This is a genomic window from Companilactobacillus allii (assembly GCF_001971585.1).
Taxonomy (GTDB): domain Bacteria; phylum Bacillota; class Bacilli; order Lactobacillales; family Lactobacillaceae; genus Companilactobacillus; species Companilactobacillus allii.
On sequence record NZ_CP019323.1, the window covers coordinates 960,394 to 978,779 of the forward strand.

14 protein-coding genes are annotated in these 18,386 nt (G+C 36.7%); 13 read left to right on the plus strand and 1 reads right to left on the minus strand.

From position 1 onward, the window contains the following. Positions 1-12: 12 nt before the first annotated feature. From BTM29_RS04595 to BTM29_RS04645, 11 genes are all read left to right on the plus strand, one after another. The gene (locus BTM29_RS04595; RefSeq protein ID WP_120270354.1) at positions 13-1,215 is read left to right on the plus strand and encodes a metallophosphoesterase family protein; all 1,203 of its coding nucleotides are present in this window, start codon (positions 13-15) and stop codon (positions 1,213-1,215) included. Between the two features lie 12 nt (positions 1,216-1,227). Then, a complete protein-coding gene (gene asnB, locus BTM29_RS04600; protein WP_076614385.1) occupies positions 1,228-3,105 on the plus strand; it encodes an asparagine synthase (glutamine-hydrolyzing) in 1,878 nt (625 codons plus the stop codon). A 493-nt stretch (positions 3,106-3,598) separates the two neighbouring features. Beyond that, positions 3,599-4,828, plus strand: coding sequence for a carboxylate--amine ligase (locus BTM29_RS04605; protein WP_076618679.1), 1,230 nt, complete (start codon positions 3,599-3,601; stop codon positions 4,826-4,828). Positions 4,829-4,844: 16 nt separating this feature from the next. After that, positions 4,845-5,309 carry a universal stress protein gene (locus BTM29_RS04610; protein WP_076614386.1) on the plus strand — a complete coding sequence of 155 codons (465 nt, stop codon included), beginning with the start codon at positions 4,845-4,847 and terminating at the stop codon, positions 5,307-5,309. 454 nt (positions 5,310-5,763) lie between these two features. Further along, positions 5,764-7,671 (plus strand): M13 family metallopeptidase, encoded by a 1,908-nt coding sequence (locus BTM29_RS04615; RefSeq protein ID WP_076618683.1) that lies wholly within the window; start codon positions 5,764-5,766, stop codon positions 7,669-7,671. Positions 7,672-7,929: 258 nt separating this feature from the next. Continuing rightward, the gene (locus BTM29_RS04620) at positions 7,930-8,631 is read left to right on the plus strand and encodes an ABC transporter ATP-binding protein (protein ID WP_076618686.1); all 702 of its coding nucleotides are present in this window, start codon (positions 7,930-7,932) and stop codon (positions 8,629-8,631) included. Positions 8,632-8,640: 9 nt separating this feature from the next. Then, a complete protein-coding gene (locus tag BTM29_RS04625; RefSeq protein ID WP_076614387.1) occupies positions 8,641-11,223 on the plus strand; it encodes an FtsX-like permease family protein in 2,583 nt (860 codons plus the stop codon). Between the two features lie 48 nt (positions 11,224-11,271). After that, a complete protein-coding gene (locus BTM29_RS04630; RefSeq protein WP_120270358.1) occupies positions 11,272-11,709 on the plus strand; it encodes a MerR family transcriptional regulator in 438 nt (145 codons plus the stop codon). A 242-nt stretch (positions 11,710-11,951) separates the two neighbouring features. Continuing rightward, complete coding sequence (gene mazE, locus BTM29_RS04635) at positions 11,952-12,197, plus strand: type II toxin-antitoxin system PemI/MazE family antitoxin (RefSeq protein ID WP_083685918.1); 246 nt, start codon at positions 11,952-11,954, stop codon at positions 12,195-12,197. Between the two features lie 143 nt (positions 12,198-12,340). Then, the gene (locus tag BTM29_RS04640) at positions 12,341-12,754 is read left to right on the plus strand and encodes a cupin domain-containing protein (RefSeq protein ID WP_076614388.1); all 414 of its coding nucleotides are present in this window, start codon (positions 12,341-12,343) and stop codon (positions 12,752-12,754) included. A 26-nt stretch (positions 12,755-12,780) separates the two neighbouring features. After that, positions 12,781-13,524, plus strand: a complete 744-nt coding sequence (locus BTM29_RS04645) for an SDR family oxidoreductase (protein ID WP_076614389.1) — start codon at positions 12,781-12,783, stop codon at positions 13,522-13,524. 4 nt (positions 13,525-13,528) lie between these two features. Here BTM29_RS04645 and BTM29_RS04650 read toward each other — a convergent pair whose 3' ends face one another. After that, positions 13,529-15,574, minus strand: coding sequence for an Ig-like domain-containing protein (locus tag BTM29_RS04650; RefSeq protein WP_076614390.1), 2,046 nt, complete (start codon positions 15,572-15,574; stop codon positions 13,529-13,531). 194 nt (positions 15,575-15,768) lie between these two features. Here BTM29_RS04650 and BTM29_RS04655 point away from each other — a divergent pair, with 194 nt between their 5' ends. Together BTM29_RS04655 and BTM29_RS04660 are read left to right on the plus strand one after the other, a co-directional pair. Further along, positions 15,769-16,665 carry an ABC transporter ATP-binding protein gene (locus BTM29_RS04655; RefSeq protein WP_076614391.1) on the plus strand — a complete coding sequence of 299 codons (897 nt, stop codon included), beginning with the start codon at positions 15,769-15,771 and terminating at the stop codon, positions 16,663-16,665. Further along, complete coding sequence (locus tag BTM29_RS04660) at positions 16,658-17,878, plus strand: ABC transporter permease (RefSeq protein ID WP_076614392.1); 1,221 nt, start codon at positions 16,658-16,660, stop codon at positions 17,876-17,878. The genes BTM29_RS04655 and BTM29_RS04660 overlap by 8 nt, the downstream gene beginning before the upstream one ends. Positions 17,879-18,386: the final 508 nt, after the last annotated feature.

Genomic DNA, 18,386 nt, shown 5'->3' on the forward strand with positions numbered 1-18,386 from the left:
TTTATTAAAAAAATGATAGTATTGAGATATTGGGAGAACAGAAAATTGAATATTAAAAATTTTGTTAAAAAAGTTTTAAGACCAAAGCCTTCCGCACTCATTTCAGCGCAAACTGATAGTCTTATGCGAAGGTTGAAACCGAGACGGTTCGTTACTGATTATATTACTGATGTTTATAATAATAATGTTAGACCGAATGTGTCAGATAACACGGTGACTCTTTCTGTTCTGACTGATACTCACGCCAAAGCGGTTGCTAGTGCATCATACTATGGAATTAATGGGATCCGTCATATAATTGAGGCTAACAGTGCAGTGGATGATTTGGATATTGATCTAAATGTCCACTTAGGAGACTTGATAGACGGCAGTGATAAGCCAGAGATTAGTCGTGGATTGTTGAGATTTGCCGTTGAGAACTATCAAAATAATGAAAAACCATTTTACATTGCTGAGGGTAATCATGATGAAAATGACAAGTATGATGAACACAAATTCGTCAGCTCTGCCTCATTCAATCGTGATGATTATGATAATTTAGTTACAAAGTTTGACTTTCAACAGTCAAAAATTTTGCGATTGAATCCAGTTTCAAAAGTAAGTTGGTTTGATAAGGGTGACGTTAGGATCATATTCTTGAATACTAGCGATATCCCGTATATTTTGAATAATGGTTCAAAAAAATATGATGTTAAGAAAGTTAGAGGAATCAGGGAGCAACAAATATCTGATTTAATAACTATTCTTGAGGATACGGTAGATAAGCATGTTGTCGTTTTTGGCCATGCTAATTTGATAAGCCCAAGTGGCCGTAGTGCGCTTAATTTTAATGGCGATTTGATTCAACAACTATTTGTAAGTTTCAACAACAAAGATCGCGGGCAGATAAAGAATGAACTTACAGGTGATTTTGGAGTAAATTTACGCTATGATTTTTCATCAACGGGAATTTCTAAAGTGTCCAATTATATTTGCGGACATATGCATTATGAAAAATATTACAATGTTTCAGGTATTAACCATATAATATTAAACTGTTCGGCTTTGATGGGGAAAAAGCACGGATTGACTACGGATTATAATAAGAAGTGGGATAGAAAATATAATGAAATTTCTGAATTAGCTGGATATTTTGTCAATATTGATCCCGACAAGTTACGGTTGCAAATTTTTGGTTACGGAGCAGCAACACGATATGTAAGTTTTGAGATATAAGGGAGAATTATTATGTGTGGAATCGTCGGATTTGTAGACAAGAACATTGCTGATAAAGCACCAGTAATTGAATCTATGATGGATACAATCAAACACCGTGGGCCAAACAGTTCAGGTGAATTAATTGACGGATCTGTAGCACTAGGTTTTCGTCGCTTAAGTATTATCGATATAAAAAGTGGTATGCAACCAATTTATAACGAAGATAGAAGTAAAGCCATTATTTTTAATGGTGAAATTTATAATTATCAAGATGTAAGAAAAGATCTATTAAAAGCTGGACATATTTTTGCAACAGACACAGATACAGAAGTTCTATTACACGGATTCGAAGAGTGGGGCATTGTTGAACTACTGAAGAGGATTCGTGGGATGTTTGCTTTTGTTATTTATGACTTAGAAACAGGCGATATAACTGGTGCAAGGGATTTCTTTGGTATCAAGCCATTGTATTATTATAATCGTCAAGGAACTTTCATTTTTGGTTCTGAGATCAAGTCATTTTTGAAGCACCCTAATTTCAAAAAAGAACTGAATAAAGCCGCATTGAAGCCTTATTTGACGTTCCAATACTCAGCACTTAATGAAACGTTCTTCAAAAATGTCTTCCGTATTCCAGAAGGTCACTACTTTACCTTTAAAAAGGGTAAGTTAAGTATCAAGAAATATTGGGATATGCAATTCAAAGAAAATAATCTTAGTTTCGAAGATACAGTCAAAAGAATCGATGAATCATTACGTGATTCCGTTAAGGAACATGCTATAAGTGATGTTCCAGTTGGCTCACTTCTATCAAGTGGAGTCGACTCAAGTTACGTTACAGCAATTTTGAAACCACAACATACATACTCGATTGATTTTGATACAAGTACTTATGAAGAAGGTAGTTCTGCCAAGGTTTTGGCAGATAAGTTAGGATTGGAGAACACTCGTGGAGTTGTAACGAAGGATGAAGCTATCAAAGCAATGCCTTTGATTCAATATTACATGGATGAACCTGATTCTAACCCTTCGTGTGTACCGCTGTATTTCCTAACAAAATTGGCAAGTAAAGATGTCACGGTAATTTTGTCTGGTGAAGGTGCGGATGAATTATTTGCTGGATATGCCAACTATGGATATCATTCACATTCAAAGGCCATTCGTATATTCGCAGAGGATCTAAAGAAACTTCCTAAGAGTGCACGTTATAGTTTGGCACATGGATTAAAGAAGATGCCAAACTTCCCTGGAAGATTGCATCTATATGAATCAACTGCCAAAGCTGAAGAATTCTTCATTGGCCAAGCTAAGATATTTACAGAGCAAGAAGCAGCTGACTTAGTTAAGCCAGACTTTGAAAAGTCACGTTCAGTCAAAGATATTGTTATGAAAAGCTATAGCAAAGTCACAGAATATAGTGATGAAGTGAAAAAGATGCAATATCTTGATTTACATCAGTTCATGTCCAATGATATTTTGCTAAAAGCCGATCGAATGAGTATGGCTAATTCAATGGAATTGCGTGTGCCATTCCTCGATAAAGAAGTAGCCAAAGTTGCAGAAGGTATCCCAACTAAGTACTTACTTAATAGTAAGGATAGTAAATATGCCTTGCGTGTCGCTGCCGAGAGAGCATTACCAAAAGAGTGGGCAAAACGTGAGAAACTAGGTTTCCCAGTACCTATTCGAGACTGGATTCGTACAGAAGATGTTTACCATAAGTTTTATAAACTATTTAGTGAAGACTATGTGAATGAATTCTTCGATCAAGACAAGATTTTGAGCATGTTGGACGGATTTTATAAAGGTCAAAATGATGATCGTCGTAAAATTTGGACAATTTATACATTTTTGATTTGGTATAAGGTTTTCTTTATTAATGATGGACAAAAACCAACCGAAAATTAGGCGTAACAGAACACGCCTAATTTCCGAGCATTAACGCAAATAGTTTCGGCATTCACGAAAGTGAATACCGGAACTATTTTTGTTAAGCGGAAGAAATTGTGTTCTGTTACGCGTTTGCGAAGCAAACAAGAAGCAAGACTGAACTTGAACTAAAAATTTCAATAAAAGAAATTGTGTTCTGTTACGCGGTGGGTTAAAAGCAAAAAAGTACACCGTTATAGCGGTACCTTTGAAAGAGTAATAAGTATTAAATTATTGTTAGCATACGAATTTAATATGAAATAAATTAATATTTTTTTACGGACGAATCCTTGATATGACAGGTCTACAGAGATAAATCCTATATAGGTATCGTTGTATAAATGGGATTATGGTATAATTTTGGTTGAAATGTGTGTAATTATAAAATATATGAATTAAATAAAGTAAGAGGTTGATACCTATCGAAACTGAATCAGGAAAAAAATTCACGCCGGTATTATTAGGTAGTGATATGAATGTATATGGTATGGCGCGTGCGTTCCATGAATTATATGGTGGTGTGGTTGATGCATATGCCGGTGCACAACTAGCACCCACACGTTATACAGAAATTATAAATTTGACTATTTATCCTGGATTTGCAGAAGATCCTGTTTTTATTAAAAAAATGCGTGAAATTGCCAAGAAATATGAGAATCATGACGAACCAATCATTTTGATCGGTTGTGGGGATGGATACGCTGAACTAATCAGTCAACACATGGAAGAATTGTCCAAGACATTTATCTGTCCATACGTTGGTTATGATTTACTTAAGTCATTGAACAACAAAGAAAGCTTCTATAAAGTTGCCGATGAACATAATCTTCCACATCCATTGACTAAGATAATCACTAAAGCTGCTTATGAGGACTCAGACAAGTCTGGCCTTGAAGTACCTTTTGATTTTCCAGTTGCCTTGAAACCAGCCAACAGTGTTGAATGGTTGGATATTAATTTTGAGGGTAGGAAAAAGGCTTTCACTATTCATTCGAATGAAGAATATATGGATATAGTAAGCAAGATTTATGATAATGGTTATAATTCTGATCTTATTCTTCAGGACTTTATACCAGGTGATGATTCTAACATGCGTGTTTTAAATGCATATGTTGATAAAGAAAATCACGTTAAAATGATGTGTTTGGGACATCCAATCTTGGAAGACCCAACACCCCAATCAATTGGTAACTATGTAGCAATCGTTCCAGAATTCAATCAAGATGTTTATGACTTAGTTCAAAAATTCTTGGAAGATATTGAGTTCACTGGATTTGCTAACTTTGACATGAAATATGATGCACGTGATAAGACATTTAAGTTCTTCGAAATAAATCTTCGTCAAGGTAGAAGTAGCTTCTTTGTTACATTGAATGGCTATAATCTTGCTAAATACGTAGTTGAAGATTATATTGAAGATAGTCTAGATAAACAGCCTACAGTTTATGCTAACAAGAATAAGGCGCAACACAAGTTGTGGCTTGGTATACCTGTTAAAGTCTTCAGAAAATACGCAGCTGACAATGAAGCCAGTGAGTATGCTGAAGAATTAATTAAGCAAGACCGTACCGGTACTACTGTTTTCTATGACAAGGACAAGTCCTTCAAACGTTGGTTGTTAATGACTTATATGTTCCACAATTATGTGAAACGTTTTGATAAGTACTTCCAAGCAAATAAAGGACGCGACTTCAAAAAATAGGAGGGTTTTTTATTAGATGGATGAATTAAAAGAATACAAGGTAAGTAAAATTGAGTATTCCAAGATTTTGATTTGTGTGGATTCAGATGATTTCACATCGTCGAAAAATGCCTTTAATTACGCCTGTTCTTTGGCGAGACATTATGGTGCTGAACTAGGAATAGCGTCAGTATTGGAGACAGGAGATCTGAATATATTTCAGTCACTTGATCCAGAGGTATTAAAAGACCGCCGTAATGAAATTAAAGAGTTGCTTGAATCATATGGACAAAAAGCTAAGACATATGGTGTAGAAAACGTACACCTAATGGTTACAGAAGGTAATCCCGGATCAGTTATTGTTGAAAAAGTGATACCAAGCTTCAAACCAGATTTAGTAATCGTCGGAGTAGAAGAGAAGAATCGCCATCGTAATACGATAGGTTCACAGGCATCAAAAATTGTAAATAATTCTAGAGTTTCCGTTAGTGTTATTAGATAAGAGCGCCAAATCACACGGGAATTTCCGAGCATTAACGTAAATAGTTTCGGCATTCACGAAGTGAATACCGGAACTATTTTTGTTAAGCGGAAGAAATTGTGTGATTTGGCGCGTTTCAGCAAGTTTAGCAAAGAAGAAAGCAAAGCAGAAAAACAAAAGAAAAAATTAATAGAGAAGCAAAGAAAACAGAGTGAGTTCTTATACATTAGTTTCAGCAAGTTAAGCAAATGAAAAAAGTCAAAGCGAGTTTTCAAACGCTTAAAAGGAAAGAATAAAATTAATAGAGAAGCAAAAAAGGCAAAATGTGGTTTAACGTACCTCAGAATTCCAGCAAGTTAACCAAGCAGACCATAATTTTTTTAATAAAAAACAAAGAGTGATATAGTAGTAGTTAAAATCTCAAATGGTGGTGAATGTATTGTTTACTAGTAAAATCATCGGTGGTGCTGGGGATATGGTAAATGCCAAGCCTGCTGATTATAAAGAAAATTTGTACTTAGCTGTAAATGGTGCTTGGCAAGAACACGCAGAAATACCTGCTGACAAACCTCGTACCGGTGGATTCATGGATCTTGACGAAGGTGTCGAGAAGTCACTTATGAAGGAATTCCACGAATTCGCAAATGATGAAGGAAAGATCAATGATGACCTAATGTTACAAGCCGTCAAACTATATCGTTTGACTAATAACGTTGAGCACCTTAATAAGTTCCATCATCAACCGATTCTAAAAGATATCCAAAAGATCAATGATATAACAAGCCTACAAGAATTCAGTGATAATCTGGCTGAACTCTCGAAGAATGGCTTCCCATTACCTATTGATATTTCAATTGATGCCGATATGAAAGATACATCCAAAAATGTAGTCTATATTGGTGGGGCAAGTTTGATTTTGCCTGATAAGACTTATTATGCTAAAGGAAATAAGTCTGGTGAGCAATTATTAGCTAAGTTCTCCGAAGTAGCAACAAAATTGCTATCAATGATTGGATATAACCTTGATGACGCCAAGGCAATTGTCCAAAAAGCGTTAGAGTTCGATAAGTTGTTGGTCCCTATTGTTAAAGGTTCAGAAGAGTGGGCAGATTATACTAAGATGTATAACCCAATGCCATTTGATGAATACGTTACTAAGTCAGATTCAGTCGACTTGTCATCTCAAGTAACAGAACAAATTAATGACACACCAAAGATGGTTATCATTACTGAACCTAGATATCTAGATAATTTGAATAAAATCATCAATGAAGATACTTTTGAAAATATCAAAGCTTGGATGATGGTCAACTTCTTAACTGGCAATGCATCTAGTCTAGATGAAGAGTTCCGTCAAGTTATTGGTGAGTATAATCTTGCCTTAAGTGGTGCTAAAGAATTACAAAACCGTACTAAGTTTGCTTATCACAGAGCTGCTGGCATTTTCAGCCAAGTAGTTGGTGTTTATTATGGTAAGAAGTACTTTGGTGAAGACGCTAAAAAAGACGTTCGTAATATGATTAAGACAATGATCTCAATTTACGAGCAACGAATCAGCGATAACACTTGGCTAAGTGAAGACACTAAGAAAAAGGCTATTGTTAAGTTAGATAAGATAGAAGTTAAAGTTGGTTATCCAGATAAGATTGATGATATTTACAATAAGATAAGTATTAATGAAAATGATTCATTGTATGATAACTTACGTGAAATCAGAAAAATCTTTATTCAAGATTCACTTGACCAATATCATAAGTCAGTTGACCGTACAAAGTGGCTGATGCCAGGACATATGGTCAACGCTTGTTACGATCCATCAAGGAATGATATCACATTCCCTGCAGCTATCTTGCAAGCACCATTTTATAGCTTGGATCAAACAAGTAGTGAGAATTTTGGTGGTATTGGAGCAGTTATCGCCCATGAAATCTCACATGCCTTTGATAACAACGGAGCTCAATTCGATGAGTTCGGTAATATGAATAATTGGTGGACCAAAGAAGATTATTCTAAGTTTACTGAGTTAACACAGAGCATGATTGACGAATTCAACGAAGTTCCATTTGCTGGCGGTAAAGTTAATGGTAAGTTAGTAGTGAGTGAAAACGTAGCCGACGTCGGTGGATTACGCTGTGCATTAGAAGCAGCCAAGACAGAAGACGATTATGATGTTAAAAAGTTCTTCATTAACTGGGCTCGCGTTTGGAGATTAAAAGCAACACAAGAATTCAACGAATTACTATTATCAACAGACGTACACGCACCAGGCCCATTACGTGCTAACGTACAAGCACAGAATATGGATGAATTCTACCCAGCCTTTGACGTTACAAAAGATGACGGTATGTGGCTCGATGAAGATAAGAGAGTTAATATCTGGTAAGAGCAAAAGCAGAGCGCCACAACACGCGGTTAATTTCCGAGCATTAACGCAAATAATCCTGGTATTCACGAAAGTGAATATCAGGATTATTTTTGTTAAGCGGAAGAAATTGCGTGTTGTGGCGCGTTTCAGCAAGTTAGAATCCCCCATACCACCCAAAATAAATATTCTAAAAATGCTATAATATTTATGAGATTTTAAAAATTAAAGAGGCCGTGACATCTGTCCAGCCTCTTTTTGATAGGTGAAGGTGACCAAATGGCATATATTGAAGTCAAAAATGAGTACAAACGTTATCAAATGGGTGAAACACAGATTATTGCTAACGATGATTTAACATTTGATATCAAACGTGGAGAACTTACTGTGATATTGGGCCCCAGTGGTGCCGGTAAATCTACAGTCCTTAATATATTGGGTGGAATGGATACTCCTAGTGATGGTCAAGTTATTATTGATGGAACTGATATCGCACAATTTTCAGAACGTCAATTGACTGAATATCGCCGAAACGACGTTGGTTTTGTTTTTCAATTTTATAATTTGATCCCTAACCTAACTACTAAAGAAAACGTTGAGTTAGCTTCAGCAATTGTTGATGATGCACTAGATGCAACAGAGGTTTTGAATCAAGTTGGCTTGAGCGGACGTATTGATAACTTCCCATCTCAATTATCTGGTGGTGAGCAACAACGTGTCGCAATTGCACGTGCCTTGGCTAAGAATCCAAAGCTTCTATTGTGTGATGAACCAACAGGTGCTCTAGATTATGAGACCGGTAAGCAAGTGCTGACTCTGCTACAAGATGCAAGTCATAAGGATAATAAGACAGTTGTGATCATTACTCACAACTCGGCTCTAGCTGCTATGGCCGATAGAATTATCAGGATCAACGATGCCAAAGTACGCTCAGTTGAAGATAATTCAACTCCAACACCAGTACAAGATATTGAATGGTAGGTGAATAGATTGAAACCATTGACTAGAAATATGTACAGAGATATCGGCAAGTCAAAAGGAAGATTCATTGCTATTATCCTGATCATCATGCTTGGTGTTTTGACCTTTGTCGGTGTCAAAGCAGCAGGTCCCAGTTTGAACGATTCCTTAGATAAGACGGTCACAGCTAAGAAGTTATCTGATATTCAAGTTATATCAACGACTGGATTTACCAAGAAAGATATAGATTTGGCTCAGAAGACTAAGGGTGCCAAAGCTGAAACTGTCAAATACAAACAAGTCACTGGAGGCAAAAGTCACGTAGCCATTTCCTTATATGGATATAAAAAAGCTAATAATCAAAATCAATTAATTGTTAGAAGTGGACGTTTACCCAAGAATAATAGTGAAATAATTTTGGATCAAGTTGCTAAAACCAAATATAATTATAAACTTGGTGACAAGTTCACTTTTGATAAATCAGCTGACTTGAAGTCACGGACTTACAAAGTGGTCGGATTCGCTAGTTCGCCACAATATATTGATAATGAGTCTCGTGGTTCTAGTAATGTAGGTGATGGAACTGTCAGAATGTTTGCTTATATTTATGATAAACAGATGAACTTACCATTTGCCACAGAGCTTAATGTTAGATTCAAGAGTTTACAAGCTAAGAATACCTTTACGAATAGTTATAAAGATGCTGTAGATGATAAGGTGGATTCTTTAAAGGCTCGATTCAAAAATCGTGCTTCAACACGAACTAAGAGTCTACTTGGTGACAACTTGTCTGTGATCAATTCACAACAAGAACAACTAGATCAAGCTAAGTCACAACTACAACAAGCCAAGTCCTTGGGAAGTGATGTTACTTCTCAAGAACAGACATTGAATGCACAACAAGCTAAGTTAACAGCGGCCAAAAAGAAATTGCAGGAACAGACCAAGACAACTTATACTTGGCAGACAAGAGAGGACTTACCGGGATTCTCAGACTATGGTGAATCTTCAGATAGAATCGCTGCTATAGCCAATGTCTTCCCAGTCTTCTTCTTCTTAATCGCGGCCTTGATAACATTCACTACAATTACAAGAATGATCGAAGAAGCTCGTGGTCAAATCGGTACATTCAAAGCACTAGGTTATACCAAGTGGGAGATAGCTAAGAACTACTTCTACTATGCCTTAGCCGCAGGATTGATCGGGACGATTATGGGGGCGGTGATTGGTAATGAGTCATTACCAAGGATCGTTCTAGCACTTTATAAACAGTACATACCACTGACGTGGGATGTTAAATTCCAGTGGGTCTATGCTTTACTAGCATTGGCTTTCTCACTTATTGCTACTGTGGCAGCGGCGATGATCGTTGTCAGACAAGAGTTGTCAGAAGGACCAGCTGACTTGATGCGACCTAAAGCTCCTAAGTCAGCTAAGAAGATTCTTTTGGAGAGAATCAAACCTTTGTGGAATCATCTTAGTTTCAATCGCAAAGTTAGTTATCGTAATTTGTTTAGATTCAAGTCAAGAATGTTTATGACGATCATTGGTATAGCTGGTGGTACGGCATTGATATTGACTGGATTCGGTATTCAAAACTCAATCGGAGCCAGTGGAACTCGCCAATATAATGAGATATTCAACTATCAGGCAGTTGTCAGATTAACAAAAAATAATCAGACGAAAAAGGCTCTGAAAGTTCTAAATGACAGTAAACAATATCGTAGTAGTACCGCTATAAGTGCTACAACTGGTAAGGTTTTCGCCAATGGTAAAAACGTTGACGATGTGAATATTTATACTCCTGAGAATAAGGACTTTTCTAAATATATTCATCTTGAGAATACTAAGAAAAACAAAACAATCAAGTTAAAAGATAATGAAGTGGTTTTGACTAAGAAGATGGCTAATACCTTGAATGTCAAGGCTGGTGACAGTATAAAAATTAATACCACTAATAATAAAGGTGGAAAAATCAAAGTTTCAGCTGTAACTCAAAACTTTGTCGGTCATTTTATGTACCTCAATAAAGAGACCTATAACCAACTGTTCAAAACTCAGCCTAAGGTTAATACCTTGTTGGTCAATCTATCAACGCAGACTAATAAACAGCGCAATAGTTTGGCCAATAAGCTATTGAATCATGGTGGAGTGGTCGGAACTAGTTATACATATGATCAACAATCAACAATTGCTAAGATGACATCGTCATTGAAGCCGATCGTCTTGATATTCATTCTCTTGTCAGGTGTATTGTCATTTGTCGTCTTGTATAATTTGACCAATATCAACGTCTCAGAACGAATCAGAGAATTATCGACTATCAAAGTTCTAGGATTTTATAATAATGAAGTTACCATGTATATCGTTCGTGAGAATATAATCTTGACGATCATGGGAATTATTGTAGGTTATGGAGTTGGTAATCTATTAACAGCGTATATTTTGAATCAAGCCTCAACGCCACTAGTCATCTTCCCATTAACGATAAGCGTTATCGGCTATATTGTGGCGACAGTATTGATGATACTATTCACGATGATCGTCATGTTGATAACACATCAAAAACTAAAGGGTATCGATATGATTGGTGCATTGAAGTCGAACGAATAAATAAATTGTGGTAAACTTAAAGCCAGCTTTAAGAAAGAAGTGCGTATAGTGGAAACGAAGATTTCTGAAAAACAATATAGAATTGGTGATTTTGCACAAGTAACTGGACTGAGCAGTCCGACACTTAGATATTATGAAAAAGAAGGCCTGATCAAGCCACATCGCACAGATAATGGCCTACGTTATTACACAGATCAGGATGCAGGATGGATCAAGTTCTTATTGCATTTAAAAAGTACCGGCATGACGATCGAACAACTCAAGAAATATGTACAATGGCGTGCCGAAGGTGATTCTACGATTGATAAGAGAGTCGCCTTGTTGCAAGAAGTGCATGATAATTTTGAAAAAGAATTCGCAGAATTACAACACAGTTGGACAATCTTAAATGACAAGTTGGATTGGTATAAAGGAAAAGTTAATGGACATATCGAAGATAGCGAGAGCTTTGCTAGATATTTGAAACGACTCAATCACCAAGAGTAGAGCGTGACAAGCCACGGGAATTTCCGAGCATTAACGTAAATAATCCTGGTATTCACGAATGTGAATATCAGGATTATTTTTGTTAAGCGGAAGAAATTGTGGCTTGTCACGCGTTTCAGCAAGTTTGAGGATAATAAAGATAAGAGCTAAACCGCATTAATAAATAAAGAGTGTTAAGCGGAAGAAATTGTGGCTTGTCACGCGTTTCAGCAAATTTGAGGATAATAAGGAGGTGGCAAATAATGATAATAAAAGCACATAAACAAGGAAATTCGATGATGATTACTTTACCAAGCTTTTTAAAAGTAGAAGAAGGAACCAGCTTTGAACCCAGAATGTTAGAAAATGGAACTATTGAGCTTGTGCCTACCACAAAGAATCCTAGTTCAATGAAAGAACTTTTCAAAAATTGGAATGGAAAATATAACCCGGATCCTGAAATGAAAGACTGGGATAATATTAACCCGTCAGGAAACGAAATAATGTAACCATAAAGGGAGCAATAAACGCAATAAAAAGTGTTTATCGTTCTCTTTGTTTTTATTTTTTTAAAACTTCTCTTGACTTGAAGTTCACTTCAAGGTGTTCAATAGTTTTTGTAATCAATTAGAACAAAAAAGGAAGAAACTTAATGGCAAAATTTGAAGAATTAAAGGACGAGGGCGTATTTCCAGTTGGAGATAAGAATGAAGCCTATGCAAAATACTTTATCGGACAAAGTTATCTACAGAATTTAGTATCATCAGATGACAATATCGATGTTTCCGTTGGAAATGTAACTTTTGAGCCGGGATGTCGTAATGATTGGCATATTCATCATGATGGTTTCCAAATACTTCTAGTAACTGGTGGAACAGGCTGGTATCAAGAAGCTGGAAAACCAGCTCAACTATTGAAGCAAGGTGACGTAGTTGCAATCCATGAAGGCGTTAAACATTGGCATGGTGCAACAAAGGATAGCTGGTTTAGTCATGTGGCTATTACAAAAGGAACTTCAGAATGGCTAGAAAAAGTCAGCGACGCAGAGTACGCAAAATTAGGTTAAAACTATAAATCTTAAGGAGAAATTAAATGTCAGTAGAAAATAAAGTAGTCGTAATTACAGGAGCATCATCAGGAATCGGTGAAGCTACCGCAAAGTTATTAGCAAGTAACGGTGCAAAGGTTGTATTAGGTGCCCGTCGTGAGGAAAAACTCGCAAAAATCGTAGCAGATATTGAATCCGCCGGTGGCACTGCAGCTTATAAAGTAACAGATGTTCGTGATCCAAAAGAAGTCTCAGCACTAGTTCAATTGGCCAATGATAAATATGGTAAGTTAGATGTTATTTTTAACAATGCCGGTATCATGCCATCTTCACCAATCAGTGCCTTACACACAGATGAATGGAATGACATGATCGACATCAACATAAAAGGTGTTTTGAATGGTGTTGCCGCAGTTATGCCAGAATTCACTAAACAAAAACATGGCCACATTATTACAACTTCATCAGTTGCTGGAATCAATAGTTACCCCGGTGCTGGAGTTTATGGAGCTACTAAGTTTGCTGTTAGAAACTTGATGGAAGTTATCCGTATGGAAAGTGCTCAAGAAGGTACAAATATCAGAACTTCTACACTATATCCAGCCGCAATCAATACAGAATTGTTGAACACAATTACTGATAAAGATGCAAGAAAAGGTATGGATGCATTGTATAACCAAGTTGGAATCGCTCCAATTTCAATTGCTAGAGTAGTTCAATTCGCCATTGACCAACCAGAAGAAGTCAATGTTAATGAATTTACAATTTACCCTACAAAACAAGCTTAATAATTCATACAGAGGTGATGGCACTCCAAGTTATTGTACCTGTGTATGAGCCAGACGTTGGTTCATTAGGAAGATATAATCTTAATCCGGCCGTTGGTATCCAAGTGATCGAACTCAAAGGACTACCAGATGCAGTGCTTTCAATGACAACAGATCCATCTGCCAGACTTGAATACGTTCCATCTGGATCGTAATATCTCAAGTCTGAATCAAGGACTTGATTCGTGTTATCTGTGTCTTTTTTGTAAAGTGGGGTTGAGGAGATTTGAATCTGACTTTTACCGTCAATCCCTCTTCTACTATCATCAACCGTTAATACATTATTTGGAGAATTAGTTGCCTTTGTTCTATCGAATAACTTGGCACCGGGTTGTTGTAGGTGTGATCCAAATGAAATATCACTTGGATCTAACGATATACCACCGGTCGCAAAATTAATTGTAGTAAATGGACCATTTGAACTGTAATTTTCACTATCAGAGTTGGTACCAGAGATTGTAGGCGCTGTCGTCAGCGTCTCTTTGGTATCAACTTTTGCTATCTTATAAAATATTTCGACAGTGTGTTTTTGATTGAGATCAAAATTCAAGGCACTGCCACTACCACTGTTGGTGGGACTAGATAAAATCACCTCATCATATCCTTTGTTAGAATTGTAATCTTGAGTGATATTGACGCTGTTATTGATCATGGTTCCCTTCAGCATAAGAATAGTGTTATCAAGGGCAACAGTCTGTAGTGTTGAGCCTTTTCTAATGGGGATGACCAACTTACCATTAGCCAAAGTACCAGTGCTACTTTTGTTAGTCAGAGTGTCACTTAAGACTAGTTGATCACCAGTCATAACGTTGTTTAAGACTGAATCACTGTCAGCACCAGTCTGTGTATCAGCAAGCTCGATTTTTTGTGAGATATCTGGGTCACCTTTAGTTAAGACATTCAACTTGGCCTTGTTAGTCTGACCAGTTTGGGTAGAAATTTTCCCAGTACTATCAGACTGTGAAACTTTGACCTTGGCATAATAGTAAGTTCCGTCATCACTTAGAGTAGTCGCAGCAGTGGTGTAGGATAAGCTACTTCCTTTACTAACAACAGTGTCACTTTTCCCATCGGCTGAAACCCTGTGCCACTCAATCGATGTTGAAACATTTCCGGCAGATGAATAACTACCTTGCAGTGTGAAAGTCGCCTTATCACCAACACTTGTAGTCTCATCATCGAGACCACCACCAACTTTTATCTTCGTACTATCAGATAAAGTCGTACCATCAGGATTAGTGTAGACACCACGGATCGTTACAGTACCGTCTTTGCCATCAGTATTTGATGAGACGACACCGGTATTCTCGTCCACACTTGCTATACTAGAATCACTACTATACCATTTGACCGTACCGGTAGCGTTATTTGGTATAGTATTTGTGTGCATAGAAGTAGTATCAGCAGTGGGATAGGTAAATAATCCAGACAAACTTGAAGTTAAGTTGTTGTATAGATAGTTACTACCAGAGCTTACCGTCATTGACTTGGCATTGATTGGATCAGATAAGGTATGAACGTTGATGACATTAGTATATGCTGTAGTATCAAATAATCCCCAAGAAACCAAAGTATACCAATCAGTCCACAGCTGATAATACTTCGTACCGATTGTACTAGGATTGATCGTGAGATTTTTGTCAGTACCTCCATTTGAAGATGAGACTTTGGAGTATATCAAGCCATCAGTAGATGAATACCATTGATAATGAGGACTGGCCGTGAGACTCAGTAGAGTGGAGAAGATAGAACGACCAGCATTGGTGTATAGAGTTATAGGATTATTGACAGTAGTGTAATTGTCAGTATCGGGCTGTAAGTCATAACCAGAAGTTAACCAAATACCTATGATCTTAATAGGTGGGTCAGTTGGCGTCTTAGCCGAAGCTGCTGAAACATCGTATTGTAATTGGAAGTTGCCATCAGACAGAGTAGAAGTTACCTTTATCAGACAGAAAAAAGTTACAGCACACAAAATAGCTGCAACAATTCTTTTGAATTTACACCTCATGTTAAATATTCACCCTCATTTTTTGATATTAACCGCTATTATTATTGCACGATAAGACTTTAAAATATGTCATAATCCGAAAGAAAATATATCATTAAATGAGTTTAATACAATTAGCGTAATATAAAATATCTTCTAAAAAAATCAGGCGTAGAGTACACTAAGAGTATTACTTATAAGAGGGGGATACGTGAATGCTTAATGTACAACATGTGAGTAAGAGCTTTGGTACGTTAAAGGCGCTTGATGACATCAATTTCACAGTTCCAAACGGCCATATTTTAGGGCTGATTGGTCAAAATGGTGCTGGTAAATCTACAACATTTCATAGTATTTTGAATTTCTTACATTATGATGGGGAAATAAGTTGGCAAAATAAACCAATAACTGAGTCAATTTTTGACCAAATTGGTTACTTACCAGAAGAAAGAAGTTTGATGCCCAAGTTAACAATTGAGCAACAAATAGTGTACTTGGCACGCCTAAAAGATAAACCAGCTAAGGAAATTCGACCAATAATCGATAGTTGGTTGGAGAAGTTTGCAGTTAAAGGGAATAAAAAAGATAAGATAAAATCCTTGTCTAAAGGTAACCAACAAAAAGTACAACTGATCTGTACATTGATCCATGACCCTAAGTTGATAATATTGGACGAACCTTTCAGTGGCTTGGACCCAGTCAATTCAGATCTATTGAAACAAGCTATCCTAGAAGCTAAGCAAAATGGTGCTTCGATCATCTTCTCGAGTCATGATATGGAGAATGTCGAAGAGATATGTGATAGCTTGGTTATGCTCAAAAATGGAAGAATAGTTCTGGATGGAACACTTGATGATGTCCGTGACCAGTTTGGTAAGACTAGATTATTTGTCACTACAGATTGGACTGCAGACAAGTTATCACAGTTGCCACACGTTGATTCAGTCGTGCAACAATCGCACAATCGATACTTGTTGAATCTAGATGATCCAAAAGCCGGTAAAGAAATATTTGATCTACTAACGCATGGTCAATATATAGAAGAATTCAGTCAACAACCACCGACTTTGAATGAGATATTCCGTATGGAAGCCGGTGATAATAATGAATAAAATGTGGATCGTAACTTTTGAAACATATTTGAGACAAGTTAAGTCTTGGAGTTTTGTTTCGTTAATATTAGGACCATTTGTTATTTTTGCTATTACGATCGGTGCTGGATATTTGAGCGCTAGTAGTTCCAGCAATAGTGACAAAATTGCTGTATTTGGCCAGAGTGAGTTGAAAACAGCATTTGTTAAACAGAATAAATCTGATATTGATACAAGCATTACAACAACCTCAAAGGCTAATAAAAGAATCAAAGCTGATAAATTAGCAGGATATTTAGTTTTAAAGACGCAAGATAATCAAGTAAAAGCAACTTATCATGGCTCAAGTTCCATTTCTAGTAGTTTGAAGGCCAAAGTAATGGCATTTTCTACAGGCGTTCAGCAACAAGTTAATTACGCTAATGCACAATTAACTTCGACACAAGCCAAAACACTGCAAACTCAGCCAAACTTCAAAGAAGTGATACGTAAGAAGACAGGCACAGATAACTTGGCCAAGATGATTTCATTTTGGATCATCGTCATCATGGTCTACACGATCCTCATTACTTATTCTTCAATAACTGCCCAAGAAATTGCATCTGAAAAGGGTACTAAGATCATGGAAGTGATTTTCTCCAGTACTACTGCAGTTAAGTATTTCATTGGGAAAGTGCTGGGAGTTTTATTGGTGATTCTGACGCAGATATTGATCTATCTAGTTGGTGGATTTGGGATGTTCAATTATGCCAAGCACGCTAGCCTCACCAAGGGAGCAATAGAGCAGAATAAGGATCTCATTGGAACCATTCTTCATAATATTTTGAGTATCAATCTAATCTATTTGTTGCTGGGAGTGGTTATCTATACTATTCTTGCAGCACTCTGTGGTGCTCTAGTCGCAAAAGCAGAAGATGCATCAAAGGCAGCTCAGCCAGTGACAATGTTGAGTATGGTTGCGTTCTTTATTACGTTCCCGTTCCAGAATAATCTAGGCGCTTTGCCAGTTAAGATACTGTCCTACGTGCCATTTTTCTCATCATATTTCATGCCAATGAGGATTATCAATGATGAAGCATCAATGGTAGAAGTTGTTATCTCAATGGGTATCTTAGTTATTGCCATCTTCTTAATGGCATATTATATCGGTAAAATATATCAAGGATTGATGTTACAGACCGATGATTCGAGTTTTTGGAAAAGATTAAAACGTGGAATTTCTTATAGCAAGTAGAGCGTAACAACACACGGAAATTTCCGAGCATTAACACAAAAAATGACGATCAACACGAAAGTGTTGACCGCCATTTTTAGCGTTAAGCGGAAGAAATTGTGTGTTGTTACGCGTTTGCGAAGCAAACACAAAGATCTAGTATCCTAAAATCCAGTCTAAACAATATAATTTTGAATTATAATTTAAATAATTATATACGTACTTATTGTTTTGTTAGAAGGATAAAGTGAGGCATACTTATAAGTGCAACTTGTCGGAGTGGTGGCTATCTTCTGGGAAGAGAGGTGGAAGCTATGATAGAGAATATTATGGTGGATATTTTGAACGAAAGGAATAGCGATGTATGTTTTCTTAGCATTACTTGTAATGCTAGTCGTATTGAGGTCAATCGTTATTGCAGTGGAGAAGCTGTTGATTGAAATCATGCGGTTAGTATTGATTTACAGGTTATTAAAAAAAGTGCTAAAAAAATAAGCCCTGACGACTTGGTAGGTCCAGGCTTATTTTT